The sequence below is a fragment of the Paenirhodobacter sp. YD-8 genome (assembly GCF_056590935.1).
This window is the reverse complement of record NZ_CM152649.1, coordinates 1,560,036-1,584,690: the sequence shown is the minus strand read 5'-3', so window position 1 is coordinate 1,584,690 and position 24,655 is coordinate 1,560,036. Positions and strand designations below refer to the sequence as shown.

Below are 24,655 nucleotides of genomic sequence, written 5' to 3'. Positions count from 1 at the left end.
CGCTGCCCCCGCTCCTGCGGAGCCCCCCGAGGTATTTCGGGCAAGATGAATGCAATTTCACCTTGCTCCAAATACCTCCGCCGGAGGCATTGAAGTCACATGCGGAACAGGCCGAAGCGCGTCGGTTCGACCGGGGCGCACAGGCTTGCCTGCAGGCTGAGCGAGAGCACCTGACGGGTCTTGCGCGGATCGACGATGCCGTCGTCCCACAGCCGCGCCGAGGCATAAAGCGGGTGGCTCTGGCGCTCGAACATCTCGATCGTCGGGCGCTTGAACTCGGCCTCTTCCTCGGCCGACCAGGTGCCGCCCTTGCGCTCGATCCCCTCGCGGCGCACGGTGGCAAGCACCCCTGCCGCCTGCTCGCCGCCCATCACCGAGATCCGCGAATTGGGCCAGCTCCACAGGAAGCGCGGCGAATAGGCGCGCCCGGCCATGCCGTAGTTGCCGGCGCCGAAACTGCCGCCGACCAGCATGGTGATCTTCGGCACCGAGGTGGTCGCGACGGCGGTCACCATCTTCGCGCCGTGCCGCGCGATGCCCTCGTTCTCGTATTTGCGGCCGACCATGAAGCCGGTGATGTTCTGCAGGAAGATCAGCGGAATGCCCCGCTGCGAGCAAAGCTCGATGAAATGCGCGGCCTTCTGCGCGGCCTCGGAGAAGAGCACGCCGTTGTTCGCGACGATGCCCACCGGGCAGCCCTCGAGATGGGCAAAGCCGGTGACGATCGTCTCGCCGAAGCGCGCCTTGAACTCGTCGAAGCGGCTCCCGTCGACCACCCGCGCGATCACCTCGCGGATGTCGTAGGGGGTGCGCAGATCGGCCGGCACCGCGCCGAGGATCTCCTCGGGGTCATAGGCCGGGGGCTCGGGCGATTGCCACTGCACCGTCGCGGGCTTCGCCCGGTTCAGGTTGCCCACCGCCCGGCGGGCGAGCGCCAGGGCATGGGCGTCGTCCTCGGCAAGGTAATCGGCGACGCCCGAAAGCCGGGTGTGAACGTCGCCGCCGCCGAGGTCCTCGGCCGTGACCACCTCGCCCGTCGCCGCCCTCACCAGCGGCGGGCCGGCGAGGAAGATCGTCCCCTGCTCCTTCACGATGATCGTCACGTCGGACATCGCCGGCACATAGGCGCCGCCGGCGGTGCAGCTGCCCATCACCACGGCGATCTGCGGGATGCCCTTCGCCGACATCCGCGCCTGGTTGTAGAAGATCCGGCCGAAATGGTCGCGGTCGGGGAAGACCTCGTCCTGGTTGGGCAGGTTCGCGCCACCGCTGTCGACCAGATAGACGCAGGGCAGATTGCAGTCCTCGGCGATCTCCTGCGCGCGCAGGTGCTTCTTCACCGTCATCGGGTAATAGGTGCCGCCCTTCACCGTGGCGTCGTTTGCCACGACCATCACCTCGAGCCCCATCACCCGGCCGATGCCGGCGATGACGCCCGCGCCCGGCGCGGCGCCGTCATACATGCCATGCGCGGCGGTCGCGCCGATCTCGAGGAAGGGCGAGCCGGGGTCCAAAAGCCCCGCCACCCGCTCGCGCGGCGCCATCTTGCCGCGCGCCACATGGCGCGCCGTCGCCTCGGGCCCGCCCCCCGCGGCCGCGGCCATGGCCGCCGCGCGCACGGTTTCGAGCATCTCGAGATGGGCCGCGCGGTTGGCGCGGAAGCCCTCGGAGGAGGGCAGGACGGAGGAGGTCAGCTTCATTCCTGTGCCTTCTTGTCTCGCAGCTGCGCCGCGCGCGCGGCGGTCATTTCCATCATGCAATTCGCCCCGACGATCCGGCTGGCCGAGGCGTCGCCCCAGCGCGCGACCTCGAGCCCGCATTCGGCATCGCGAAAGGCGATCCAGGCGCGCTGTGCGGCGAGCAGCTTGTCGTTCAGCCCGGGCGCCGTCAGCTCGGCGCGGCGGGCCTTGTATTCGGTGTTGAGCAGGTCGTCCCAGACCAGGGTCTCGGCGCCGATGCAGGCGACGATGGCGACCGTCGTGTCGCCCGCGGCGGCGGTGCAGCCCTGCGCCGCCTGGCCAAGGCAGCTCGGCCCGCCGGCGTAGGGATTGTAGTCGGCAAAGCAGGCGCGCACCGTTTCCTCGAGCCCCTCGGTCGCCGACGGCGGCAGATCCTGCGCGGCGGCAAGGGCGGGGGTCAGGGCAAGAACGGCGGCAAGCATCGAACGCATCAGGCTTTCTCCATGATTTCACGTCCGATCAGCATACGGCGGATTTCCGAGGTGCCGGCCCCGATTTCCATCAGCTTCGCATCGCGGAAGAGCCGCGAGACCACCGAGTCATTCAGGAACCCGGCGCCGCCGAGCGCCTGCACCGCCTGATGCGCCTGCACCATCGCCTGCTCGGACGCATAAAGCACCGTCGCCGCTGCATCCTGCCGGGTGACCGCGCCGCGATCGCAGGCCTTCGCCACCTCGTAGACATAGGCGCGGGCGGTGTTCATCGCGACATACATGTCGGCGATCTTCGCCTGCATCAGCTGGAAATTCCCGATCGGCTGACCGAACTGCTGGCGTTCCTTGGCATAGGGCACGACCTCATCGAGGCAGGCCGCCATGATGCCCGTCCCGATGCCCGACAGCACGACGCGCTCGTAATCGAGCCCCGACATCAGCACGCGCACGCCCTTGCCCTCGGCGCCCAGAACGTTCTCGAACGGCACCTCGCAATCCTCGAAGAACAGCTGCGCCGTGTTCGAGCCGCGCATCCCGAGCTTGTCGAAATGCTTTGAGGTCGAGAACCCCTTGAACCCCTTCTCGACGATGAAGGCGGTGATGCCCTTCGAGCCCGCCTCCGGGTCGGTCTTGGCATAGACGACCAGCGTGTCGGCGTCGGGGCCGTTGGTGATCCAGTACTTGTGGCCGTTGAGCACATAGTAGCCGTTGCGCTTCTCGGCCCGCAGTTTCATGCCGACGACATCCGAGCCCGCGCCGGATTCCGACATCGCCAGCGCGCCGACCTTGGCGCCCGACACCAGATCGGGCAGGTATTTCGCCTTCTGCTCGGCCGAGCCGTTCAGCTTCAGCTGGTTCACGCAGAGGTTCGAATGCGCACCGTAGCTGAGCGAGATCGAGGCCGAGACCCGCGCGATCTCCTCGGTGGCGATGACATGGGCAAGATAGCCCATCCCCGAGCCGCCGTATTCCTCGGGCACGGTGATGCCCAGCAGGCCAAGCGCGCCCATCTCGGCCCAGAGTTCGGCCGGAAAGACATTGTCGCGATCGACGGCAGCGGCGATCGGCGTCAGCCGCTCCTGCGCCCAGCCGTGCACCATCTCGCGCAGCGCGTTGACGTCTTCGCCCAGATCGAACTGCATGGAACCTGCGAACATCGGCCTCCCCTCCGATTATTGAACACTCGTTCATTTATGAGGAGGCGGCGATTCGCGTCAAGCCCCCGCGACGCTGCGTCCCATCGCGCGGGCCTTGCCGAAGGCGCGCAGCAGGCGTTGAAAGGGGAAGGACGGAGGACCTGGCGATGATGACGGCACTGGCGGCGGCACTGGCCCTCGGACTGGCACCCGATCCCGCGGATGGCAGCTTCCACACCGCGCCCCGACTGGCGCAGTCATGGTCGTGCAGCCCGCGCAAGACCTGCTCGAAGACCATTGAAAGCTGCGAGGAGGCCTATTGGCTGCTCGAGAACTGCTCCTGGGGCGGCAAGCTCGACCGCGACGGGGACGGCGTGCCCTGCGAGACCCTCTGCCCCGGCGGCTGAACCGGTTGCGCCCCCGCCCCCGCGCCCCCATCTTCGGGAAAACCAAGGAGGTTTCCATGCGTGCCCTGACCGCCGCCCTGATCGCCGCCACCCTGATGGGCCGCGCCGCGTCCCCCGCCCTTGCCGAGGAGGTCGGCCGCGTCGGCGTCGACTGGACCGGCAACGACATCGTCATCGAGGCGATCGAGGACCCGAAGGTGCAGGGCGTGACCTGCCACATCGCCTATTTCGACCGCTCGCTCTTCGACCGGCTGAAACAGGGCAACTGGTTCGAGGACCCGTCGAATGCCTCGATCGCCTGCCGCCAGACCGGGCCGATCACGCTTGGCGACATCGCGCGCGGGCCGAAGGGGGAAAAGGTGTTCTCCGAAAGCCGGTCGCTGATCTTCAAGAGCCTGCGGGTGACGCGGGTCTATGACGAGGACCACCAGACGCTGATCTATCTGACCCATGCGAACCAGGTGGTCGAAGGCTCGGCGAAGATGTCGATCTCGACGGTGCCGCTTTACGGCGCGAAATGACGGCCAAGGCGGGGGGCGCTGCCCCCTGACCCCCGGGATATTTCAGGCAATTGGAAGCAGGGGAGCGCCCTCGTCTTCCAATCGCCGCCAAATTTCCCGGGATTGAGGCCGCTGGCCGAGGGGGCAGCGCCCCCTGCCGGCCCGTCACTGACGCAAAAGCCGGGCCTCGGCCGCATCGGCCTGGGCCCAGGTCGCGACGCCGCGGGTGATCGCCTGCGCCATCTGTGCCTGCCACGCCGGATCGAGCAGGCGCTGGCGGTCGGCCTCGGAGGACAGGAAGCCGAGCTCGATCAGCAGCGAGGGGATGTCGGGCGATTTCAGCACCGAGAAATCCGCCGTCTGCACCGGGTGCTTGTGCATGCGCAGATGCGCCGACTTGATCGCGCCGGCAATCACCTGGCTTGCGCGCAGCGCCCGCGGCTGGGTCTCGGTGCGGGCAAGATCCATCAAGACCCCCGCCACCGCGTCGTCATGGCCATCAAGATCGACGCCCGCGAGCAGGTCGGCGCGGTCGTGCCGCTCGGCGAGTTTCTGCGACGCCTCGTCCGACGCCTTGTCGTCCAGCAGATAGACGGTCGAGCCGGTGGCATCGCCCTCGGAGAGCGCATCGGCATGGAGCGACAGGAAAAGGTCGGCCCCCGCCGCGCGCGCGACGGTGATCCGGGTTTCCAGCGGCACGAAGACGTCCTCCTCGCGGGTCATGATGACCTGCATGCCGGCCCGCGTCATCGCCTCTTTCAGCGCGCGCGCGAAGGTCAGCGTCAGCACCGCTTCCTTCAGATTGTCGGCCTCGGCGCCCGGATCGATGCCGCCGTGGCCCGGATCGAGCACCACCTTCAGCGGCGCGCTGCCATCCTGGCGGCGGTGCGGCGGTTCGGTCGGGGCGGGTTGCGGCAGATCCCACAGCGCCGAGGAGGGCGCGCCGGCGCGGGCGGCGAACTCCCCGGCGGCGACGGGCGAAAGCCGCACCACGACGCGCGGCGCCTCGCCGGTCTCCTCGACCGCGGTGTCGATCTTCGCCGGGGCCGACAGATCCGCGACCAGCCGCGACCAGCCCGGTCGGAACCGGCCCCAGCGGACGGGGCCGATCAGCCCCTTGTCCGCGAGCGCCTCGGCGCGGCCGGCGGAGAAATCGACCTCGCGGAAATCGACGACGAGGCGCGGCGGCGCGTCGAGCAGGAAGGCGCGGAACGGCACCGCCTGGGTGAGGCCGAGCGCGACCTCGGTCACCTCGCCCGAGGTGGTGACCGCGCTGCGCGCGGGCTCGAGCCGGGCCAGCGCCGAAAGCCCGGTCTCCTGCGCCGTGGCGAGCCCCGCGAGCCCGAGCCAGAGCGCCGCGAAAAGCCGAAGGATGCGTGTCATGCCTGCTCCGTTTTTCGGGCGACTATAGCGCGGGCCGGGGCGGGGCGAAACCGCTCAGCGCGCCGCCATGAAGGCGGTGAGACGGGCGAGCCCCTCCTCGATCTCGGCGGTGCCCTGCGCATAGGAGAAGCGCAGCGTGCCGTGGCCGCGCGCCGGGTCGAAGTCGAGCCCCGGGGTGACGGCGACGCCGGCCTTGTCGAGGATCTCGGCGGCGAAGGCGCGGCTGTCCCCGGTCAGGTCGGACACGTCGGCATAGATGTAGAAGGCGCCATCGGGCGGGGCGATCTTGGTGAAGCCCGCCTTCGGCAGCCCCTCGAGCATCAGCCGGCGGTTCGCGGCATAGACGGCGCGGTTCGTCTCGAGCTCGTCGATCGCACCAAGGGCGGCGAGCGCCGCCACCTGGCTCGCATGCGGCGGGCAGATGAACATGTTCTGCGCCAGCCGCTCGACGGTGCGGACGTGATCCTCGGGCACCACCATCCAGCCCACGCGCCAGCCCGTCATCGAGAAGTATTTCGAGAAGGAGTTGATCACATAGGCCTCGTCCGAGACCTCGAGCGCGCTGATCGCGCGGCCCTCGTAATCGAGGCCGTGATAGATCTCGTCGGAGACGAAGGCGATGTCGCGCGCCGAGGCCGCCTGCATCAGCGCGGAAAGTTCCGGCTTGCCGAGCATCGTGCCCGAGGGGTTGCCGGGCGAGGCGACGATCAGCCCCTGCACGTTCTCGGGGATGTCGGCAGGCACCGGCTGATAGCGGTTTTCGGCGCTGGTGGGCATGCCCACCGGGGTCACCGACATCGCGCGCAGGATCTGACGATAGCTCGGATAGCCCGGCTCGCCGAGCGCGACGCGGTCGCCCGCATCGAAGAGCGCCGAGAAGGCCAGCAGGAAGGCGCCCGAGGAGCCCGCGGTGACGATCACCCGGCCGGGGTCGAGATCGACGCCATACCAGCGGGCATAAAGCGCCGCGATGCCCGCGCGCAGATCGGGCAGGCCGAGCGCCACGGTATAGCCGAGCGGGTTTTCATCGAGCGCGGCGGCAAGCGCCTTGCGCGCCGCAGCGGGTGCGGGCGTCGAGGGCTGGCCGACCTCCATGTGGATGATGCGTCGGCCGGCGGCCTCGGCGGCGCGGGCGGCCTCCATCACGTCCATCACAATGAAGGGATCGACCTGACCACGGGTTGAGAAGCGCATGTCCCTGCTCCATCCTGAAATTCCTTGAGGGGCGATAGGACGGCCCGGGCCCGGGGTCAATGGCCGGTGCCTTGGGGCGTGCCCTTGCCCCCTGCGCCGGCGCGCCCGCCCCCTTGCGCCTGCCCGCCCGATTGGCCAGTGTGGCCGCGACCTGCCCCGCCTTCCCCGGGGCGACACAAAGGATGATCCGATGACCCGCACGCTGCTTTCCGCCCTTGCCCTTTCCACGGCACTTGCCGCACCGGCGGGCGCGCTCGATCTGTCAAAGATGACGACCGAGGAGAAGGCCGCCTTCGGCGAGGCGGTGAAGGACTATCTGATGCAGAACCCCGAGGTTCTGGTCGAGGCGATCAACGTGCTCGAGGAGCGTCAGCAGGCCGCCGCGGTCGAGAATGACAAGACCCTCGTCGACACCAATGCCAAGGACATCTTCGAGGATGGCTTCAGCTGGATCGGCGGCAATCCCGAGGGCGATGTGACCATCGTCGAGTTCATGGATTACAAGTGCACCTATTGCAAGAAGGCCTTCCCCGAGGTCGAGGACCTGCTCAAGAAGGACGGCAACATCCGCCTGATCGTGAAGGAATTCCCGATCCTGAGCCAGCAGTCGGAGCTGGGCGCACGCTTTGCCGTGGCGACGAAGCAGGTGGCGGGCGATGCGGCCTACAAGACCGTGCATGACGCGCTGATCGGGATGCGCGGCGACATCAGCCTCGAGGGGCTGAAGCGTCTGGCCGAGGACAACAAGTTCGACGCCGATGCGATCATCAAGACGATGAACACCGAGGAGGTAACGGCGGTGCTGCGTGCGAACCACCAGCTCGCCGAGCGGATGAACATCTCGGGCACGCCGACCTTCATCATCGGCAACGAGATGCTGCGCGGCTATGCCCCCGAGGAGGCGATGGCGAAGATCGTCGCCGAGCAGCGCGGCTGAGACGGCGAAGGGGGGGGCGCTGCCCCCCACCCGTTCCGGGCTCCCCCCGGGATATTTGGGGCAATTGGAAGCAGGCAGAAGGGGCGCAGGTTTGCGCCCCTTTGTCATCTCAGGCCGGGGGAGGCCGGCGGTCAGTTCACGATGTAGACGATCTGGCGGTTCTCGGGGGTCACCAGCACCGGATGATCGTTCACGTTCACATAGGCATAGGGGCTGTCGGGCACCGGGACGAGGGCGACAGTGTCGGGCAGCACCGCCCCCGGGGCGAGATCGCCCGAGAGATAGACCGGCGGCACCGGGTTCCTCTCGACGAAGGTCACGGTCTCGGTCGTGGGTTTCGCCGCCTCGCCGAAGGCGACGCCGCCCAGAAGCGCCCCGACCACGGCGCCTGCCGGCCCGCCGATCGCCGCCCCCGCGGCAGCCCCCGAGCCGACCCCCGCAAGTGCCGCGGCGCCCTGCCCGTCCTTGGTGCCGGTCTGATAGGTCACGGTCTTCACCGTGATGCCCGCCGGACGCTCGGACAGCATCACCATCTTCTCGCCGCTCTGCACGCCGAGCTGGCCCGCCGGGGCCCAGCCCGCGACGCCGTTATAGGTGACCTCGCACCAGGGCGCGGCGGCGAGACAGCCCTCGACGGTGAGCGCGGTGGCGGCCGGCGCATCGGCCACCGCCTGCGCCCCCGGCACGGGGGCGGCGTAAAGGGTGACGGGCGCAGCAACGACGGCCTGCAACGCCGCGGCCGAGCCCGCCGCGGTGACGAGGCCGAGGCTCGCAAGGGCGAGGATCGCGGTCGAACGGTTGAACATCTGTTGTCCTCCTGTCTGGCGGCGGGGCGCCGTGCCCGCCGCGATGTGGAGGAGAAACGGCAAACGGCCGCCCCCGTTCCGGAGACGGCCGTCACAATGATTTCAGGTGCTTCACCGGAACCGGCGGGGATTTGCCGTCACCTGCCCCTTCACTGGGCCGCAGCTTCGGCCGCCTGTGCCTCGGCCTCGAGCCGCGCCGAGCGCTCCTCGACGAGGCGCACGATCTCGTCGACCATCTGCTCGTTCGACAGCTTGTGGCTCTGCTTGCCGGCCATGTAGACCATGCCCGCCCCCGCGCCGCCGCCGGTGAAGCCGATATCGGTCATCAGCGCCTCGCCGGGCCCGTTCACCACGCAGCCGATGATGCTGAGGCTCATCGGCGTCTTGATGTGTTCAAGCCGCTTTTCGAGGATCTCGACCGTCTTGATCACGTCGAAGCCCTGCCGCGCGCAGCTCGGGCAGGAGATGATCTGCACGCCGCGGGTACGCAGGCCGAGCGACTTCAGGATCTCGAAGCCGACCTTCACCTCCTCGACCGGATCGGCGGACAGGCTGACGCGGATCGTGTCGCCGATGCCCATCCACAGGAGGTTGCCGAGCCCGATCGCCGATTTCACCGTGCCGGCGATCATCCCGCCCGCCTCGGTGATGCCAAGGTGAATGGGCGCGTCGGTCGCCTCGGCGAGGCCCTGATAGGCGGCGGCGGCAAGGAACACGTCCGAGGCCTTCACCGAGACCTTATATTCACGGAAGTCGTTGTCCTCGAGGATGCGGATATGTTCGAGCGCGCTTTCGACCATCGCGTCGGGGCACGGCTCGCCGTATTTCTCGAGCAGATGCTTCTCGAGCGAGCCGGCATTCACCCCGATCCGGATCGAGCAGCCATGGTCCTTGGCGGCGCGGATCACTTCCCTGACCCGGCGCTCGTCGCCGATGTTGCCGGGGTTGATGCGCAGGCAGGCGGCGCCGGCCTCGGCGGCCTCGATCGCGCGGCGATAGTGGAAATGGATGTCGGCGACGATCGGCACCGGGCTTTCGCGGCAGATCTCCTTCAGCGCCCGGGTCGAGGCCTCGTCCGGGGTCGAGACGCGGACGATGTCGGCGCCGACCTCGGCCGCGCGCAGCACCTGATCGAGCGTCGCCTTCACATCCGAGGTGTCGGTGTTGGTCATCGTCTGCACCGAGATCGGCGCATCGCCCCCCACCGGGACCTTGCCCACCATGATCTGCCGCGAGGTGCGGCGTTCGATGTTGCGCCAGGGACGGATGGGATTGAGCGACATGTCGGACCTCCGATTGCTGCCCCAGACATAGAGCGGCCGCTGCCCGAGGGCAACGGCCGAAGGGGGGAGCCGATGTGCGCGGCGCTTACTCGCCGGCCTGATCGGCCGCGGCGGGCACCAGGGCGCTGGCATCGGCCATCGCGGTCATCTTCGCCAGATCGCCATCGGCCTTGATATCGGCCACGGCGTATTTCTGATCGAGCGCCTCGGGCGAGAGCACGATGCCCTTGGTCACCTCGCCGCGCTTGCCGACGGGGCCATGCGCAATGCCGTTCACCGCGAAATAGATCGCGCCCGACTCGCCCGTGCGCATCACCGGCGCCTCTTCCAGCTTCGGCACGGTGTAGCGCTCGCCGGCGTCCATCACCTTCTCGAACAGGACCGAGCCGTCGGCCGCCGAGATCCGCACCCAGGAGGGGCGCACCGCCAGCACCTCGACCGCCGGCACATCGGCGCCGAGCGTGCGCACCACGGCGCCATCGGGGCCGGACTGCACCGGGGCCGCGGCGGCCATCTGCACGCCCTGAGCGGGCTCGCCCGGCTGGGCCTGGGCCACGGCAGTCTGCGACGAGACGATACCGGTCCCCGGCAGCACGCCGACCTGATTCGGGTCGATCGCGGCAATCGGGCCGTCACGCGCGATCAGCACTGGCACGTCGAGCGTCTGCGGCCGATAGATCCGGTCAAGCGCCTCGGGCGACGGGGCGGAGGGCGGCACGTCGTTGTCGGCGGTCTGCACCGGCGTCACGGACTGCAGCGGGTCGATCTCGGCGACCACGCCCGGGGTCTGGTCGACCGGAGCGAGGTGCACGCGCTGCACTTCCTGCAGCACGGTCCAGCCGCCATAGCCGATGCCGCCGGCGACCAGCGCCAGAACCAGCACCGAGCCCACGGCCCGCGGTTCGATCTTGGTCCAGAACGCCTCGGTCTTCGGCACGAAGGTGGCGTTCGGATTGGCCAGCGCTTCGGCCACATCGGCCGGGCGGCGCTGCGGTTTCGGGCCGGAGGCGGCGGCAGCCATGCCATGCGTCGGCTGGAACCCCGCCTCGGCGCAGAAGCGGCGGAAGGCCCAGTCCGGGTCAAGGCCCAGATAGCGCGCATAGGAGCGCACATAGCCCGCGATGAAGGAGGGCGTCTCGAAGGCCGCGACATCGCCGCTTTCGATCGCCGCGATATAGGCCGCCTTGATGCGCAGCTCGCGCTGCACGTCAAGAAGCGACTTGGCGAGCGTCGCGCGCTCGCCCCGCATCACGTCGCCAAGCCGCAGTTCGAAGTCGTCGAAGCCTTTCGGCTTGTCCTCTTCCTGCGTCGAAGGAGCAATCCTCCGCCCGATCATGTGCCCGATCCTGCCTTCAAGTTCCTGAGTTTCTCGAATCGCGATCCCCGCCCGCGATTCATGGTCATTTCCTATCACAAGGCGGAGAGCCGTGCACCCGCAGAAAACGCCTCAGGCACTCGCCTCAGCGCGATTCAGCGCACAGCGCGACCACAGCGTATCCATCCCGCGCACAAGGTGATCGATCTGCTTCAGATCGTGCACCGGCGAGGGCGTGAAGCGCAGCCGCTCGGTGCCGCGCGGCACGGTCGGGAAGTTGATCGGCTGCACGTAGACGCCGAATTCCTCGAGCAGCATGTCCGAGAGCGCCTTGGTGTGCTTGGGATCGCCGATCACCACCGGCACGATGTGGCTGCCATGGTCGATGATCGGCATGCCAAGCGCCTTCAGCCGCATCTTCAGGATCTTCGCGTGCAGCTGCTGCTTGTCGCGCAGCTCCTGCCCGGCCGCGGTCTTGAGGAAGGCGATCGAGGCGGCGGCCCCCGCGGCGATCACCGGCGGCAGCGAGGTGGTGAAGATGAAGCCCGGCGCATAGGAGCGCAGCGCGTCCATCATCTTCGCCGTGCCCGCGACATAGCCACCGAAGACGCCGAAGGCCTTGCCGAGCGTGCCGTTGAAGATGTCGATGCGGCCCATCTCGCCCAGTTTCTCGGCGATGCCGGCGCCGCGCGGGCCATACATGCCGACCGCATGCACCTCGTCGAGATAGGTCAGCGCGTTGAATTCCTTGGCGAGATCGCAGATCTCGGTGATCTTGCCGAAATCGCCGTCCATCGAATAGACCGATTCAAAGGCGATGAGCTTCGGCGCCGCCGGATCGTCGGCCGCCAGCAGCTCGCGCAAATGCGCGACGTCATTGTGGCGGAAGATCCGCTTCGGGCCGGCGTTGCGCTTGATCCCCTCGATCATCGAGGCGTGGTTGAGCGCGTCCGAATAGATGATGAGGCCGGGGAACAGCACGCGCAGCGTCGAGAGCGTCGCGTCATTGGCGATATAGGCGCTCGAGAACACCAGCGCGGCTTCCTTGCCGTGCAGATCCGCAAGCTCGGCCTCGAGGCGCTTGTGATAGACCGTGGTGCCCGAGATGTTGCGCGTGCCGCCCGAGCCCGCGCCGGTGGCATCGAGCGCCTCGTGCATCGCCGCAAGCACCACCGGGTGCTGACCCATGCCGAGATAATCGTTGCCACACCAGATGGTGATCTCTTTCTTCGAGCCGTCGGGGCGCGTCCACACCGCCTTCGGGAAAGCGCCCTTTTCACGCTCGATATCGATGAAGACCCGGTAGCGGCCCTCGTCGTGCAGCTTCTGGATCGCCTGATCGAGCGCGAGATCGTAGTCCATTTCCGTTTCCCTTGCCTGGTTCGCTGGGTTTGCCTTAGCGGCCTGTATCGCGTGGGCGCATTGATAGAGGTCAAACAGCCCGGATGGGAGCGAAAAATTGTCGCGCCTCTTGTCCCGCCCGGCCAAGCCCGACCAAAGGTGGAGAGCCCCAGGCCTCTGCCCGGGCGCACTGGACAGTGCCGCCCCCGGTGCTAGGGTGCGCCGATACAGGAGGCACGCATGACCATTGACGCCGTTCTCACCCGCATCGACGCAGAGCTGCCCCAGGCGATCGACCGCCTGATGGAGCTTCTGCGCATCCCCTCGATCTCGACCGATCCGGCGTGGAAGGGCGATTGCGCCCGCGCCGCCGGCTGGCTGGTCAAGGAATTGACTTCGCTCGGTTTCAAGGCCGAGATCCGGCCCACCCCCGGCCACCCGATGGTGGTGGCGCGGCACGAGGGCCCGGGCCCGCACCTGCTGTTCTACGGCCATTATGACGTGCAGCCGGTCGACCCGCTGAACCTGTGGACGCGCGAGCCCTTCGACCCGGCGATCGAGGAAACCGCGAACGGCCCGGTGATCCGCGGCCGTGGCTCCTCCGACGACAAGGGCCAGCTGATGACCTTCCTCGAGGCCTGCCGCGCTTACAAGGACGTGAACGGCACCCTGCCCGGCAACCTGACGATCTTCTTCGAGGGCGAAGAGGAATCGGGTTCGCCCTCGCTCATCCCCTTCCTGCAGGCGAACAAGGACGAGCTGAGCTGCGACCTTGCGCTCATTTGCGACACCTCGATGGTCTCGCCCGGCGTGCCCTCGATCGCCGGCCAGCTGCGCGGCATGCTGAAGGAAGAGTTTACCCTGCACGGCCCGCGCATCGACCTGCATTCGGGCCATTACGGCGGCCCGGCGCTGAACCCGCTGCGCGAGATCTCGAAACTGATCGCGAGCTTCCATGACGAGGACGGCCGCGTCGCGGTCGAGGGCTTCTACGAGGGCGTGCACGAGGTCCCCGAAGAGCTGAAACGGCAGTGGGAGAACTGCGGCTTCGACGAGGCCGAGTATCTCGCCCATGCCGGCATGACCGTCGCCCATGGCGAGAAGGGCTATTCGACGCTCGAACAGCAATGGGCGCGTCCGACGCTCGAGATCAACGGCCTTTGGGGCGGCTATCAGGGCGCGGGCTCGAAAACCGTGATCCCGGCCGAGGCGCATTGCAAGATCACCTGCCGGCTGGTGGGCGACATGGACCCGGCGAAGGTCCGCGCCGCGGTGCGCCGCCATGTCGAGGCGCATCTGCCCGTCGACGCGCGCGTCACCTGGGACAGCGATCTCGACGGCGCGCCGGCCGCGGTGATGAACACCGCCCGCCCCGAGTTCGAGGCGGCGCGTCAGGCGCTGTCGGACGAGTGGAACCGCGAGGCGGTGATCGTCGGCATGGGCGGCTCGATCCCGATCGCCTATTATTTCAAGTCGATCCTCGGCATGGACGCGATGCTGATCGGCTATGCCAATGACGATGACGCGATCCATTCGCCGAACGAGAAATACGACGTGAAGTCGTTCCACAAGGGCATCCGCAGCTGGGCCCGCGTGCTCGACCGCATCGCCAAGTGAGCAAAAGGGGGCGGAGGCCGCGCGGTCTCCGCCCCTCTTCGGGCCTCAGCCCTTGACGGCGACGAGCGCCGTGGCCTCGTTCACCTTGCCCTTCTGTTCCCAGGTGACGGCGACCTTCTCGCCGACCTTGAACTCCTTCAGCTTGACCGTCTTCGGCATCATGTAGGTGCTGCCATCCGACAGCGTGACGGAATGCGCTTTCTTGTCGATCGTCTTGATCGTGCCGTCGGTCGTGGTCGCGCCCGCGGCCATGGCAAGCGAGGCCGAGCCGAGCGCGAGAACGGTGACGACGGGAAGAAGGATGGAACGCATGATCTGCTCCGTGAAGCCGGCCCCTTTTGCTGCGGGCCGGTGGGACGAAACCTTCATGGCCGGTCGCGTCAATGGCACGGCGCCACCCGACAGACCCAGGCTTCGGCGAACAGATTAGCCGTCCTCCGGCCGTGCCGGCAGGGGGGGCCTCGCCATTTGATCGGCCGTGATCGCCCCTGGTGAAAGCGATGAATTCCACGTGATTTCGGCGTGTTGCGCGACGCTTCTCAGCTCCGCAAGGGCCGGATTTCGTGCCGCGCCAAGGCCCTGACAGCGAAACACCCGCCACCGGGGCGGGCGCTGCAAATCACGCTCGGGAGAGGGGCACGTCATCGCCCCTCGCGGCCGGCAGGGCCGGCTCAGCCCACCACCATGTCGTCACGGTGAATCAGCGCCGCCCGCCCCGGATAGCCGAGAATCTCTTCGATCTCGCGCGAGCGGTGACCGGCGATCTTGTGCGCCTCCTCGGCGGTATAGCGCACAAGGCCCTTCGCCAGGATCGCCCGGTCGGGGCCGGCAACGGCCACCGGCTCGCCCCGGCCGAACTGACCGACGACCTTGGTGACGCCCGCCGGCAACAGCGACTTGCCCGACATCAGCGCCTCGACCGCGCCCGCATCGACGAAGATCTCGCCGCGCGGCTTCATCGCCGCGATCCAGCGCTTGCGTGCCACCTGCGGGTCGCCCTCGGGCAGGAACCAGGTGCTGTTCGCGCCCAGGGCCAGCGCCGAGAGCGGCCGCGCGACCGAGCCTTCCATGATCGCCATGGCACAGCCACCGGCCACCGCGGTCTTGGCCGCCAGAAGCTTCGTCTTCATGCCACCCTTCGACAGCCCCGAGATCGGGTCACCCGCCATCGCCTCGATCTCGGGCGAGATATGCTCGACGATCTCGAAGCGCTCGGCGCTCGGGTCTTCCTTCGGGTTCGCGGTATAGAAGCCGTCGACATCCGACAGCAGGATCAGCTGATCGGCGCCCACGGTGACGGCGATCTGCGCCGCCAGCCGGTCGTTGTCGCCAAAGCGGATCTCGTCGGTGGCGACGGTGTCGTTCTCGTTCACGATCGGCACGACGCCGAGCGACAGCAGCGTCTCCATCGTGGCGCGGCTGTTCAGATAGCGGCGCCGGTCATCGGTATCCTCGAGCGTCACCAGGACCTGCGCCGTGGTCACCCCATGCGGGGCCAGAACCTGCTCGTAGGCGCGGGCAAGGCGGATCTGTCCCACCGCCGCCGCGGCCTGGCTCTGCTCGAGCGCCAGCGCCCCCGCCGGCAGGCCAAGCACCCGCCGACCAAGCGCGATCGAGCCCGAGGAGACGAGCACCACATCGGTGCCCCGCTCCCGCGCCGCCGCCACGTCCTCGGCCAGCGCGACAAGCCAGTCGGTCTTGAGACCGCCCTCCCCCACCAGCAGCGCCGAGCCGATCTTGATCACCAGCCGCGACGCGGCCCGCACATCCGGCTTCAGGGACGCCACGGTTTCACCTCTTCCTCGCCGGCCCGATCCTCCGAGATCTCGGCCCAAAGCTTGCGCAGAACCTCGTTCACGCCCTGCTTCGAGACCCCCGACATCAGCAGAACCGGCCCGCCCGACGCCTTCTCGAGCGCCCGCTTGCGGTTCGACAGCGTCTTCGGATCAAGCGCGTCGATCTTGTTCAGCACCGTCACCCGCGGCTTCTCGGCGAGGTCCGGCGAATAGGCCTCGAGCTCGCCGATGATGGTGCGATAATCCTTGGTCAGGGTCGAGGAAGTGCCATCGACCAGATGCAGGAGCACCGAGCAGCGCTCGACGTGGCCGAGGAACTGGTCGCCCAGCCCCCGCCCCTCGGAGGCGCCCTCGATCAGCCCGGGAATGTCGGCGATGACGAATTCCTTGCCGTCGATGCCGACAACGCCAAGGTTCGGCACCAGCGTGGTGAAGGGGTAATCCGCAATCTTCGGCCGCGCGTTCGAGACCGCGGCAAGGAAGGTCGACTTGCCGGCATTCGGCAGGCCCAGCAGCCCGGCGTCGGCGATCAGCTTCAGCCGCAGCCAGAGCGTGCGCTCGACCCCTTCCTGGCCCGGGTTCGCCCGCGACGGCGCCCGGTTCGTCGAGCTCTTGAAACGCAGGTTGCCCCAGCCGCCGTTGCCGCCCTTCGCCAGCAACACCCGGCTGCCCGGCTCGGTCAGATCGGCGAGGACGGTTTCCTCGTCTTCGTCGATGATCTCGGTGCCGACCGGCACCTTCAGGACGATGTCGTCGCCATCCGCGCCGGTGCGCTGGCTGCCCATGCCGTGCTGGCCATTCTGCGCGAAGAAATGCTGCTGATAGCGGAAGTCGATGAGCGTGTTCAGCCCCTCGACCGCCTCGGCCCAGACCGAGCCGCCCTTGCCGCCGTCACCGCCGTCAGGTCCACCGAACTCGATGAACTTCTCCCGGCGGAAGCTGACGGAGCCGCCGCCACCGGCGCCGGAGCGGATGTAGACTTTGGCGAGGTCGAGGAATTTCATCGGCGGTCGTCCCTGTTTGCAAGGCGTCCGTTTACGCCGGCACGCCGCATTCTTCAAGCCACGCGTGGGGGCGCCGCCCCCACACCCCCGAGGTATTTATGGCAAGATGAAAGAGACCCACCCTTCATCTTGCCATAAATACCTCGGGAGGGTCCGGGAGGGCAGCGCCCTCCCGTCTGCCCTCAGCCCATCTTGCGCAGATAGGTCCAGGTCGGCACCCGGCCGCCGCGCGCCACAGACCAGCTCTCGGCATCGCCCAGATATTCGAAGCCCGAGTTCGTCAGGACACGGGCCGAACCCGGGTTGTCCTGGAACACCTCGGCAAAGAGGGTGCGCGAATTGTGCGGGTTCGCGGCGACGAGTGCGGCCACCGCCTCGGAGGCGAAACCGGTGTTCCAGAACCCCGGCCCGACCCAGAAGCCGACCTCGGACTGGTCGGGCTCGACGCGGGTGAGCGAGACGATGCCCAGCACCTCGGCCAGACCGTTCGCCGATCCGTCCATCGCCCAGACATCTTCCGACCGCTTCTCGGCCATGGCGCGGGCGACGAAGTTCTCGGCGGCCCCGGGCGGCAGCGGATGCGGGATGGCGCGGGTGCCCTCGGCGACGCGGCGATCGGCCGTGTACATCGAGATCAGCCCGGCGTCCGAGCGGCGCAGCGGGCGCAGCACGAAGCGGCCGGCCTCAATCACGGGTTGAGCGGTGAGGGTTTCCTGAAACATCTGCGCTCCTCCTCGAAACGCGGGCCTGTTCACTTTGGTCCTGAAAATGGGGCGGGACGATGACAATTTGAACCCTACCCGTTTGAAAATTCGATGAATTCTTCGAGATCACCATGCCGCATCGCAGCAAAGACAAAGGGGACCGGCCTTGCAGCCGATCCCCCTGTTCCTGTCCGGATTGCGGTTCGGCTTACTCGGCCGCCTCCGCAACGGGAAGAACCGAGATGAAGGTCCGGCCTTTGAGGCCTTTCTTGAAGGTGACCTTGCCCTCGGTGACGGCGAAAATGGTGTGGTCCTTGCCCATCATCACGCCTTCGCCCGGCCACCAGGTGGTGCCGCGCTGACGCACGATGATGTTGCCCGAAACCGCGGCCTGACCGCCGTAGAGCTTGACGCCAAGACGACGACCGGCAGAGTCGCGGCCGTTGCGGGACGAACCGCCTGCTTTCTTGTGAGCCATCTGTCAGTCTCCTCTTACTTCGCTTCGTGCGCGGCGACGCGCGCAGCAGCGGTGCCGACGGCTTCCTTCACGCCCGAGGCAGCGGCGCCCGAGGCGAGAACCTCGGTCACGCGCACCAGCGTCAGCTTCTGACGGTGGCCACGGGTACGCTGCGACGAATGCTTGCGGCGGCGCTTGTGATAGGTGATGACCTTGTCGGCCTTGATGGTGTCGATGACTTCCGCGACGACCGCAGCGCCTTCGACGAGCGGGGCGCCAACGGTCAGGGTGTCGCCGCCAACCATCAGAATCTCGTTGAACTGGACCTTGTCGCCAGCAACGGCAGCGATCAGTTCCACGCGGAGCACGTCGCCCGCCTGGACCTTGTATTGCTTGCCGCCAGTCTTGAGGACCGCAAACATGCGTTCTTCCTTTTCCAAGCCGCGCCCTGTGGCCCCTTGCGGAGTTTCACGGCCCTTGCGGGCCCGCCTCGGGCAGCGCGCCCCTCCCGGGGCGTTGTTGCATATGATTCCCCCCGCAAGAGGGAGTCCTCTGCCGGGTTGGCGGCTTATCGGAGATCGGGGGGCGCAAGTCAAGGCTCTTGCGCGGCCCGCCTCAGGCCTGCCAGCGGGCGAGCGCCTCCTCGCGCCCGATCCGGGCCAGCGTCGAACCCGACCCGATCGCGCCCGGGGTGCGGCTCAGCTTCGGCGCGGGCGCGGGCTGCACGATGTCCTCATGGCGCAGATAGGCGCCGCGGGCGACGTTGTGCGGGTGGGTCACCGCCTCCGACACCGTCAGAACCGGCGTCGCGCAGGCGTCGGTGCCGTCGAAGATCGCCTCCCATTCGGCGCGGGTCTTTTCCATGAACCGCGCGCCGATGCGCGCGCGCAGTTCGGGCCAGAGGGCGCGGTCGGCGCGGTCGGGCAGCTCGCCCGGGGCAAAGCCCATCAGGCGCTGAAACTCGGCCCAGAATTTCTCCTCGATCGGGCCGATGGCGAAATGGCCGCCCGCCTTGCAGGGATAGACCCCGTAATAGGGCACGCCGCCGTCGAGCAGGTTCTCGCCGCGCCTATCGGACCAGAGCCCGCTGGCCCTGAGCCCGTGCATCATCCCCAGAAGCCCGGCGATGCCGTCGGTGATCGCGGCATCCACCACCTGCCCCTGCCCCGTCGCCTTCGCATGCCACAGCGCCGCCATGATGCCGAAGGCCAGCCACATCGAGCCGCCGCCGAAATCGCCCACCAGGTTGAGCGGGATCGTCGGCGTCTCGGGCGTGCCGATCGCGCCGAGCGCCCCCGAGAGCGCGACGAAGTTGATGTCGTGCCCCGCGGTCTGGGCGAGCGGGCCGCTCTGCCCCCAACCGGTCATCCGGCCATAGACGAGGCGCGGGTTCTCGGGGAAATCAGCGGGGCCGAGGCCGAGGCGTTCCATCACGCCCGGGCGCATCCCCTCGACCAGCGCGTCGGCCTGCGCGATCAGCCGGCGCGCGACGGCAAGGTCTTCGGGCGCCTTGAGATCGAGCTCCAGCACGTCGCGGCCGCGCTCGATCGGGTCGTTCGCAATGCCGAGGACGTGGTTTGCCGCGCCGCCCGAGTTCGGCCGCGCGATGCGGATCACCTCGGCCCCCATGTCGGCAAAAAGCTGCACGGTGAAGGGCGTGGGGCCGAGGCCCGAAATCTCGACGATACGGAGCCCGGCAAGCGGGCCTTGCGGCGATGTGGTCATCTGGTCTCCTGCGGGCCTCTGGTGGCGCGGCCGGGGGTTTTGCACCCCCGGACCCCCGCAAGGTATTTCCGGCAAGATGAAGGGGTAAAGGCGGCCGCGCCGTGACGCAGCGTCACCGCCGGCCAGGCTCAGCCCTGCGCCTTTTCCTCGAGCGTCAGCCATTCCTCCTCGGCCGCACTCAGCGCCGCCTGACGCTCGCCCAGCATCTCGGTGGCCTTTTTGAACTTCACCGGCTCGCGGGTGAAAAGCTCGGGGTCGGAGAGGAGTTCGGAGAGCTTGCCGATCTCGCGCTCGAGCTTGTCGATGACGCCGGGCAGCTCCTCGAGGCGGTGTTTCTCGGTGAAGCTGAGGCCCGGCTTCTTCGGCGCGGCCTTCGGGGCGGCGGCGGGCTCGGCCTTCTTCGGCGCGGCGGCGACGACGGCCGGCACCGCGGGGGCGCTCAGCGCCTTTTGCGCCTGATAGTCGCTCCAGCCGCCGGCATAGACCGTGGCGCGGCCGTCGCCCTCCATCGCGATCGTCGTCGTCGCGACACGGTCGATGAAGTCGCGGTCGTGGCTGACCAGCAGCACGGTGCCGTCATACTCGCCAAGGATGTCCTGCAGCAGATCGAGCGTCTCGACGTCGAGATCGTTCGTCGGTTCGTCGAGGATCAGCAGGTTCGAGGGCTTCGCCATGATCCGAGCGAGCAGAAGCCGCGCCCGTTCGCCGCCCGACAGCGAGCCGATCGGCGCGCGCGCCTGGCTCTCGTCGAAGAGGAAGTCCTTGAGATAGGCCACCACATGCTTCGGCCGGCCGCGCACCATCACCTGGTCGGACTGCCCCGAGACCCGCATGTCGGGATCGTTCACCATCCCGTCCCAGAGCGTCTGGTCGAGGTCGAGCGTGGCACGCGCCTGATCGAAGACCGCGATCTCGAGATTGGTGCCCAGCGTCACCGTGCCCGCGTCGGGCGCGATCTCGCCGGTCAGCATCTTCAGCAGCGTGGTCTTGCCCACGCCGTTCGGGCCGACGAAGGCGACACGGTCGCCGCGCAGCACGCGCAGGTCGAAATTCTTCACGATCGCCTTGTCGCCGAAGGACTTGGTGAGGCCCTTCGCCTCGATCACCCGCTTGCCCGAGGTGCCCGAGCTTTCAAGTTCCATCGCCGCGGTGCCCTGGCGGCGGATCTGGCCCGCGCGTTCGGCGCGCAGCGCCTGGAGCGCGCGCACCCGGCCCATGTTGCGCTTGCGCCGTGCCGAGATCCCCTCGACCGCCCATTTCGCCTCGGCCTTGATCTTGCGGTCGAGCTTGTGGCGGGCCTCGTCCTCCTCGGTCCAGATCTGTTCGCGCCAGTCCTCGAAGGCCTCGAAGCCGCGCTCCTGCCGGCGCAGCGCGCCGCGATCGAGCCAGAGCGTGGCCCGCGTCAGGTTGCGCAGGAAGGCGCGGTCGTGCGAGATCAGCACGAAGGCGGTGCGGGTGGTCTTCAGCTCGTTCTCGAGCCAGCCGATCGCCTCGATGTCGAGGTGGTTGGTGGGTTCGTCGAGCAGCATGAGTTCCGGCGCCTCGGCGAGAAGCTTGGCCAGCGCCGCGCGCCGCCGCTCGCCGCCCGAGGCGGTGGCGACCGGGGTCTCGGGGCGGAACTTCAGCCCCTCGGCCACCATCTCGACGCGGTAGTGTTCGGCCTCGGAGAGGCCCGATCCGGCGAAATCGCCAAGCGTCGCAAAGCCCGAGAGGTCCGGCTCCTGCTCCATGTAGCCCACGCGCGTGCCGCTCGGCACCACGCGCGAGCCCTGGTCGGGCTCGACCAGCCCCGCCATCACCTTCATCAGCGTCGACTTGCCCGAGCCGTTGCGGCCCACGAGCGCGATGCGGTCGCCCTCCTGAACGGTGAGATCGAGCCCCTCGAAGACGGGGTCGCCGCCGAAGGTGAGGGAGATGCCGGAAAGCTGGAGAAGGGGTGCGCGTGCCATGGCTCTCCGCTAGCCGGGCGGCGGCGAAAGGTCAACGGGGGCGTGCAGGGGGCCGCACATGCAAACGGGCGCCCGAAGGGGCGCCCGCCGATTGGATCCAGGAACGGCTCACCAGGAGGTCAGCACCGTGCCGTGATACTTGTCCTCGATGAATTTCTTCACCTCGTCCGAGTGATAAGCCGAGACCAGCGTCTTCACCCAGGGCGCGGTCTCGTCGCCTTCGCGCACCACGATGATGTTCACATAGGGGTTGTCGGCCTTTTCCATCGCGATCGTGTCGGTCTTCGGGTTCAGACCGGCGGCGATGGCATAGTTGGTGTTGATCATCGCCGCGTCGAGATCGGCAAGCGAACGCGGCAGCTGCGCGGCGTCGAGTTCCTGGAACTTCAGGTTCTTCGGATTCTCGGTCACGTCGAGCACGGTCGGGGTCAGGCCGGTGCCGTCGGCGAGCTTGATCAGACCGAAGTCCTGCAGCACCAGAAGCGCGCGGCCGCCGTTCGTCGGGTCGTTCGGGATGCCGACGGTATCGCCGTCCTTCAGGTCGGCAGGCGACTTCACCTTGTTCGAATAGAGACCCATCGGCGTGGTGATCGTCGTCCCCACCGGCACCAGCTTGAAGCCGCGGTCCTTGATCTGGTTGTCGAGGTAGGGCTTGTGCTGGAACGAGTTCGCCTCGATGTCGCCATCGGCGAGCGCCTGGTTCGGCACCACGTAATCCGAGAACTCGATCACCTTGATATCAAGGCCCATCGGCTTGGCGACCTTCGCCACCTCTTCCATGATCTCGGCATGCTCGCCCGGCGAGACCCCGACCTTGATGTCCTCGGCCATCGCGGTCCCGGCCGTGAGCGCGAGCACGGAGATCAGCGTCATCAGCTTTTTCATCGGAATTTTCCCTCTGAGCTTGAAAAGTTATGCGCCGCGGTTGCCGGGCGCGCGTTTGTCCACCCGCCGTGCAATCCATTCGCCGATGGTCTGCACGAGCTGGACGAGAACGATCAGGATGACCACCACCATCGCCATCACGTCGGGCATGAAGCGCTGATAGCCATAGCGGATGCCAAGGTCGCCCAGCCCCTCGCCGCCGACCGCACCGACCATCGCCGAATAGCCGATCAGGCTGACGACGGCGAGGGTGAGGCCGAGCGTGATGCCCGGCAGCGCCTCGGGGATCAGCACCTTGCGGATGATCTGCAGGGGCGTCGCGCCCATGGCGCGGGCGGCCTCGATCAGCCCCGCATCGACCTCGCGGATCGCATTCTCGATCAGCCGGGCGATGAAGGGCACGGCGGCGATGGTCAGCGGCACGATCGCCGCCGTGGTGCCGATCGAGGTGCCGGCGATCAGCCGGGTGAAGGGGATGATCGCCACGACGAGGATGATGAAGGGGATCGAGCGGGTCGCGTTGACGACGATGCCCAGCACCTTGTTCACCGCCGGCGCCGACAGCAGCTCGCCGCGGCGCGAACAGGCAAGGAACACGCCGATCGGCAGGCCGATGGCCGCACCGATCAGCGTCGACAGGAAGACCATGTAGAGCGTCTGCCAGGTGGCCGAGATCAGCAGGTTGATCAGATTAGAGGACATAGCCCAGCACCTCCGTGCGCTGCTGATGGCTTTCGAGATAGGCCCGCGCCTCGGCCGCCCGGGCCGCGTCGATCGAGACCAGCAGATTGCCGAAGGGGCGCGGCCCGATCTCCTCGATGGCGCCGGCGAGGATGTTGACATCGAGCCCCAGCGTCGCGCTCATCCGCGCGAGCAGCGGGTCGGTCGCATTGTCGCCCAGGAAGGTGATGCGGATCACCTCGCGCGCCGGCCCTTCAGGGCGGTCGGTCTGCAGCCTGTCGGCGATGAAGCGCGGCAGGGTGACGCCGGTGACGCCGGCAAGGAAGCTGCGCGTCGTCGGATGCTGCGGCGCGGTGAAGACGTCATAGGTGAGCCCCTGCTCGACGATCCGCCCGCCCTCGATCACCGCGACATGGCTCGCGATGTCGCGCACCACCGCCATCTCGTGGGTGATCAGAAGAATCGTCAGCCCGAGGTCGCGGTTGATGTCGGCCAGAAGCCGCAGCACCGTCTGCGTCGTCTCGGGGTCAAGCGCCGAGGTCGCCTCGTCCGACAGCAGAACCTTCGGATCGGTGGCGAGCGCGCGGGCGATGCCGACGCGCTGCTTCTGCCCGCCCGAAAGCTCGGCCGGGTAGCGCCCGGCCAGCGGCTCGAGCCCGACGCGGGCGATGAGATCGCGCACCCGCGGGCGGATCTTCGCCGCGGGAATGCCGGCAATCTCCATCGGCAGCGCCACGTTGTCCTCGACCGTGCGCGACGAGAGCAGGTTGAAGTGCTGGAAGATCATCCCGACCTCGCGCCGGATCTCGCGCAGCGCCGCGCCGCGGGCCCGGCCGACGTCGCGCCCGGCCACGGTGATCGTGCCCGCCGTCGGCTGCTCGAGCCCGTTGACCATCCGCAGCAGCGTCGACTTGCCCGCGCCGGACCGCCCGATGATGCCGGTGATCGAGCCGGCCGGCACCTCGAAGGTGATCCCCTCGAGCGCCGTGACGCTGCCGCCGCCCGTCTTCGGATAGCTCTTGCCGACCCCGTCGAAGGTGATGGCCGCGCCGCTGGTGATATCCCGTTGCATCCCTGTGTCCGATATGGCTGTGGACTCGATTTGACCGCCCATAAAGGGGAAGCGGCCGGCAGATACAACCCCGCGCCGGGGCCCGGGACACCCGATGCGCCCCGTCCCGGGTGTTACGCCAGATCCGCGCGCCGGGTTCAAGCAAACAATCACGCTAAAATTTGTCGGGTTTTCAGGATATTCTTCTACCCCCCGAAAACCGCGCCCCCAAAGCGTTCCACAGCGCGAGATCCTGCGCCGAACCGCGCAGAGAATCGCCCCTGGCAAAGCGCCCCGCGTCCTGCTTCCAA

24 protein-coding genes are annotated in these 24,655 nt (G+C 68.0%); 4 read left to right on the top strand and 20 right to left on the bottom strand.

All coding sequences use genetic code 11. The annotated features are described in order from the left end of the window. Positions 1 to 95 precede the first annotated feature (95 nt). The 3 genes from AC0QTQ_RS07775 to AC0QTQ_RS07765 are packed head-to-tail and all read right to left on the bottom strand — an operon-like array spanning position 96 to position 3,330. Positions 96 to 1,700 (bottom strand): carboxyl transferase domain-containing protein, encoded by a 1,605-nt coding sequence (locus AC0QTQ_RS07775; protein WP_480258979.1) that lies wholly within the window; start codon positions 1,698 to 1,700, stop codon positions 96 to 98. After that, positions 1,697 to 2,170, bottom strand: coding sequence for a lysozyme inhibitor LprI family protein (locus tag AC0QTQ_RS07770; RefSeq protein WP_113901036.1), 474 nt, complete (start codon positions 2,168 to 2,170; stop codon positions 1,697 to 1,699). The genes AC0QTQ_RS07775 and AC0QTQ_RS07770 overlap by 4 nt, the downstream gene beginning before the upstream one ends. Further along, positions 2,170 to 3,330, bottom strand: coding sequence for an isovaleryl-CoA dehydrogenase (locus AC0QTQ_RS07765; RefSeq protein WP_121531378.1), 1,161 nt, complete (start codon positions 3,328 to 3,330; stop codon positions 2,170 to 2,172). Before AC0QTQ_RS07765 ends, AC0QTQ_RS07770 begins: the two co-directional genes overlap by 1 nt. A 146-nt stretch (positions 3,331 to 3,476) precedes the next feature. On the opposite strand from AC0QTQ_RS07765, the gene AC0QTQ_RS07760 reads away from it, so the two are divergent. Together AC0QTQ_RS07760 and AC0QTQ_RS07755 are read left to right on the top strand one after the other, a co-directional pair. Beyond that, complete coding sequence (locus AC0QTQ_RS07760) at positions 3,477 to 3,716, top strand: excalibur calcium-binding domain-containing protein (protein ID WP_480258977.1); 240 nt, start codon at positions 3,477 to 3,479, stop codon at positions 3,714 to 3,716. Between the two features lie 56 nt (positions 3,717 to 3,772). Next, positions 3,773 to 4,237, top strand: coding sequence for a CreA family protein (locus AC0QTQ_RS07755; RefSeq protein WP_121531382.1), 465 nt, complete (start codon positions 3,773 to 3,775; stop codon positions 4,235 to 4,237). 144 nt (positions 4,238 to 4,381) lie between these two features. On the opposite strand, the gene AC0QTQ_RS07750 is transcribed toward AC0QTQ_RS07755, so the two are convergent. Both AC0QTQ_RS07750 and AC0QTQ_RS07745 read right to left on the bottom strand, forming a co-directional pair. Next, positions 4,382 to 5,599 carry an N-acetylmuramoyl-L-alanine amidase gene (locus AC0QTQ_RS07750; RefSeq protein ID WP_480258975.1) on the bottom strand — a complete coding sequence of 406 codons (1,218 nt, stop codon included), beginning with the start codon at positions 5,597 to 5,599 and terminating at the stop codon, positions 4,382 to 4,384. A 54-nt stretch (positions 5,600 to 5,653) separates the two neighbouring features. Beyond that, on the bottom strand, positions 5,654 to 6,793 hold the full coding sequence (locus AC0QTQ_RS07745; RefSeq protein ID WP_480258974.1) for a pyridoxal phosphate-dependent aminotransferase: 1,140 nt from the start codon (positions 6,791 to 6,793) through the stop codon (positions 5,654 to 5,656). A gap of 190 nt (positions 6,794 to 6,983) precedes the next feature. On the opposite strand from AC0QTQ_RS07745, the gene AC0QTQ_RS07740 reads away from it, so the two are divergent. Then, complete coding sequence (locus tag AC0QTQ_RS07740; protein WP_121531388.1) at positions 6,984 to 7,730, top strand: DsbA family protein; 747 nt, start codon at positions 6,984 to 6,986, stop codon at positions 7,728 to 7,730. Positions 7,731 to 7,861: 131 nt separating this feature from the next. Here AC0QTQ_RS07740 and AC0QTQ_RS07735 read toward each other — a convergent pair whose 3' ends face one another. From AC0QTQ_RS07735 to hemA, 4 genes are all read right to left on the bottom strand, one after another. After that, a complete protein-coding gene (locus AC0QTQ_RS07735; protein WP_480258973.1) occupies positions 7,862 to 8,536 on the bottom strand; it encodes a DUF1236 domain-containing protein in 675 nt (224 codons plus the stop codon). A gap of 149 nt (positions 8,537 to 8,685) precedes the next feature. Beyond that, positions 8,686 to 9,819 (bottom strand): flavodoxin-dependent (E)-4-hydroxy-3-methylbut-2-enyl-diphosphate synthase, encoded by a 1,134-nt coding sequence (gene ispG, locus AC0QTQ_RS07730; protein WP_480258972.1) that lies wholly within the window; start codon positions 9,817 to 9,819, stop codon positions 8,686 to 8,688. A gap of 85 nt (positions 9,820 to 9,904) precedes the next feature. Continuing rightward, a complete protein-coding gene (locus AC0QTQ_RS07725) occupies positions 9,905 to 11,155 on the bottom strand; it encodes a helix-turn-helix domain-containing protein (RefSeq protein ID WP_480258971.1) in 1,251 nt (416 codons plus the stop codon). Between the two features lie 111 nt (positions 11,156 to 11,266). Then, the gene (hemA, locus tag AC0QTQ_RS07720; RefSeq protein WP_121531396.1) at positions 11,267 to 12,496 is read right to left on the bottom strand and encodes a 5-aminolevulinate synthase; all 1,230 of its coding nucleotides are present in this window, start codon (positions 12,494 to 12,496) and stop codon (positions 11,267 to 11,269) included. Between the two features lie 219 nt (positions 12,497 to 12,715). Here hemA and AC0QTQ_RS07715 point away from each other — a divergent pair, with 219 nt between their 5' ends. Next, positions 12,716 to 14,092, top strand: coding sequence for a dipeptidase (locus AC0QTQ_RS07715; protein WP_480258970.1), 1,377 nt, complete (start codon positions 12,716 to 12,718; stop codon positions 14,090 to 14,092). A 45-nt stretch (positions 14,093 to 14,137) separates the two neighbouring features. On the opposite strand, the gene AC0QTQ_RS07710 is transcribed toward AC0QTQ_RS07715, so the two are convergent. From AC0QTQ_RS07710 to AC0QTQ_RS07660, 11 genes are all read right to left on the bottom strand, one after another. Then, the gene (locus AC0QTQ_RS07710; RefSeq protein ID WP_121531400.1) at positions 14,138 to 14,404 is read right to left on the bottom strand and encodes a DUF1344 domain-containing protein; all 267 of its coding nucleotides are present in this window, start codon (positions 14,402 to 14,404) and stop codon (positions 14,138 to 14,140) included. A gap of 359 nt (positions 14,405 to 14,763) precedes the next feature. Next, positions 14,764 to 15,870 (bottom strand): glutamate 5-kinase, encoded by a 1,107-nt coding sequence (gene proB, locus AC0QTQ_RS07705; RefSeq protein ID WP_480259205.1) that lies wholly within the window; start codon positions 15,868 to 15,870, stop codon positions 14,764 to 14,766. Next, on the bottom strand, positions 15,867 to 16,892 hold the full coding sequence (obgE, locus tag AC0QTQ_RS07700) for a GTPase ObgE (protein ID WP_480258969.1): 1,026 nt from the start codon (positions 16,890 to 16,892) through the stop codon (positions 15,867 to 15,869). Before obgE ends, proB begins: the two co-directional genes overlap by 4 nt. Positions 16,893 to 17,074: 182 nt before the next feature. Further along, positions 17,075 to 17,614, bottom strand: coding sequence for a GNAT family N-acetyltransferase (locus AC0QTQ_RS07695; RefSeq protein WP_121531406.1), 540 nt, complete (start codon positions 17,612 to 17,614; stop codon positions 17,075 to 17,077). Between the two features lie 190 nt (positions 17,615 to 17,804). Beyond that, the gene (rpmA, locus tag AC0QTQ_RS07690) at positions 17,805 to 18,074 is read right to left on the bottom strand and encodes a 50S ribosomal protein L27 (protein ID WP_121531408.1); all 270 of its coding nucleotides are present in this window, start codon (positions 18,072 to 18,074) and stop codon (positions 17,805 to 17,807) included. Between the two features lie 14 nt (positions 18,075 to 18,088). Then, the gene (gene rplU / locus AC0QTQ_RS07685) at positions 18,089 to 18,475 is read right to left on the bottom strand and encodes a 50S ribosomal protein L21 (protein ID WP_121531410.1); all 387 of its coding nucleotides are present in this window, start codon (positions 18,473 to 18,475) and stop codon (positions 18,089 to 18,091) included. 193 nt (positions 18,476 to 18,668) lie between these two features. Continuing rightward, on the bottom strand, positions 18,669 to 19,778 hold the full coding sequence (locus tag AC0QTQ_RS07680) for a CaiB/BaiF CoA transferase family protein (protein ID WP_480258968.1): 1,110 nt from the start codon (positions 19,776 to 19,778) through the stop codon (positions 18,669 to 18,671). A gap of 128 nt (positions 19,779 to 19,906) precedes the next feature. Then, positions 19,907 to 21,727 (bottom strand): ABC-F family ATP-binding cassette domain-containing protein, encoded by a 1,821-nt coding sequence (locus AC0QTQ_RS07675; protein WP_480258967.1) that lies wholly within the window; start codon positions 21,725 to 21,727, stop codon positions 19,907 to 19,909. A gap of 108 nt (positions 21,728 to 21,835) precedes the next feature. Beyond that, positions 21,836 to 22,612 (bottom strand): MetQ/NlpA family ABC transporter substrate-binding protein, encoded by a 777-nt coding sequence (locus tag AC0QTQ_RS07670; RefSeq protein ID WP_121531416.1) that lies wholly within the window; start codon positions 22,610 to 22,612, stop codon positions 21,836 to 21,838. Positions 22,613 to 22,639: 27 nt separating this feature from the next. After that, positions 22,640 to 23,314, bottom strand: coding sequence for a methionine ABC transporter permease (locus AC0QTQ_RS07665; RefSeq protein WP_480258965.1), 675 nt, complete (start codon positions 23,312 to 23,314; stop codon positions 22,640 to 22,642). Continuing rightward, on the bottom strand, positions 23,304 to 24,365 hold the full coding sequence (locus tag AC0QTQ_RS07660; protein WP_480258964.1) for a methionine ABC transporter ATP-binding protein: 1,062 nt from the start codon (positions 24,363 to 24,365) through the stop codon (positions 23,304 to 23,306). The genes AC0QTQ_RS07665 and AC0QTQ_RS07660 overlap by 11 nt, the downstream gene beginning before the upstream one ends. Positions 24,366 to 24,655 lie beyond the last annotated feature (290 nt).

Coding starts and splice junctions, on each gene's coding strand:
- ispG (WP_480258972.1), bottom strand. CDS start 9,819: ATGTCGCTCAATCCCATCCGTCCCTGGCGCAACATCGAACGCCGCACC.
- AC0QTQ_RS07755 (WP_121531382.1), top strand. CDS start 3,773: ATGCGTGCCCTGACCGCCGCCCTGATCGCCGCCACCCTGATGGGCCGC.
- AC0QTQ_RS07665 (WP_480258965.1), bottom strand. CDS start 23,314: ATGTCCTCTAATCTGATCAACCTGCTGATCTCGGCCACCTGGCAGACG.
- AC0QTQ_RS07715 (WP_480258970.1), top strand. CDS start 12,716: ATGACCATTGACGCCGTTCTCACCCGCATCGACGCAGAGCTGCCCCAG.
- AC0QTQ_RS07710 (WP_121531400.1), bottom strand. CDS start 14,404: ATGCGTTCCATCCTTCTTCCCGTCGTCACCGTTCTCGCGCTCGGCTCG.
- AC0QTQ_RS07675 (WP_480258967.1), bottom strand. CDS start 21,727: ATGGCACGCGCACCCCTTCTCCAGCTTTCCGGCATCTCCCTCACCTTC.
- AC0QTQ_RS07745 (WP_480258974.1), bottom strand. CDS start 6,793: ATGCGCTTCTCAACCCGTGGTCAGGTCGATCCCTTCATTGTGATGGAC.
- AC0QTQ_RS07765 (WP_121531378.1), bottom strand. CDS start 3,330: ATGTTCGCAGGTTCCATGCAGTTCGATCTGGGCGAAGACGTCAACGCG.
- obgE (WP_480258969.1), bottom strand. CDS start 16,892: ATGAAATTCCTCGACCTCGCCAAAGTCTACATCCGCTCCGGCGCCGGT.
- AC0QTQ_RS07775 (WP_480258979.1), bottom strand. CDS start 1,700: ATGAAGCTGACCTCCTCCGTCCTGCCCTCCTCCGAGGGCTTCCGCGCC.
- AC0QTQ_RS07725 (WP_480258971.1), bottom strand. CDS start 11,155: ATGATCGGGCGGAGGATTGCTCCTTCGACGCAGGAAGAGGACAAGCCG.
- AC0QTQ_RS07680 (WP_480258968.1), bottom strand. CDS start 19,778: ATGACCACATCGCCGCAAGGCCCGCTTGCCGGGCTCCGTATCGTCGAG.
- AC0QTQ_RS07750 (WP_480258975.1), bottom strand. CDS start 5,599: ATGACACGCATCCTTCGGCTTTTCGCGGCGCTCTGGCTCGGGCTCGCG.
- AC0QTQ_RS07735 (WP_480258973.1), bottom strand. CDS start 8,536: ATGTTCAACCGTTCGACCGCGATCCTCGCCCTTGCGAGCCTCGGCCTC.
- AC0QTQ_RS07760 (WP_480258977.1), top strand. CDS start 3,477: ATGATGACGGCACTGGCGGCGGCACTGGCCCTCGGACTGGCACCCGAT.
- AC0QTQ_RS07740 (WP_121531388.1), top strand. CDS start 6,984: ATGACCCGCACGCTGCTTTCCGCCCTTGCCCTTTCCACGGCACTTGCC.
- AC0QTQ_RS07695 (WP_121531406.1), bottom strand. CDS start 17,614: ATGTTTCAGGAAACCCTCACCGCTCAACCCGTGATTGAGGCCGGCCGC.
- AC0QTQ_RS07670 (WP_121531416.1), bottom strand. CDS start 22,612: ATGAAAAAGCTGATGACGCTGATCTCCGTGCTCGCGCTCACGGCCGGG.
- hemA (WP_121531396.1), bottom strand. CDS start 12,496: ATGGACTACGATCTCGCGCTCGATCAGGCGATCCAGAAGCTGCACGAC.
- AC0QTQ_RS07770 (WP_113901036.1), bottom strand. CDS start 2,170: ATGCGTTCGATGCTTGCCGCCGTTCTTGCCCTGACCCCCGCCCTTGCC.
- rpmA (WP_121531408.1), bottom strand. CDS start 18,074: ATGGCTCACAAGAAAGCAGGCGGTTCGTCCCGCAACGGCCGCGACTCT.
- AC0QTQ_RS07660 (WP_480258964.1), bottom strand. CDS start 24,365: ATGCAACGGGATATCACCAGCGGCGCGGCCATCACCTTCGACGGGGTC.
- rplU (WP_121531410.1), bottom strand. CDS start 18,475: ATGTTTGCGGTCCTCAAGACTGGCGGCAAGCAATACAAGGTCCAGGCG.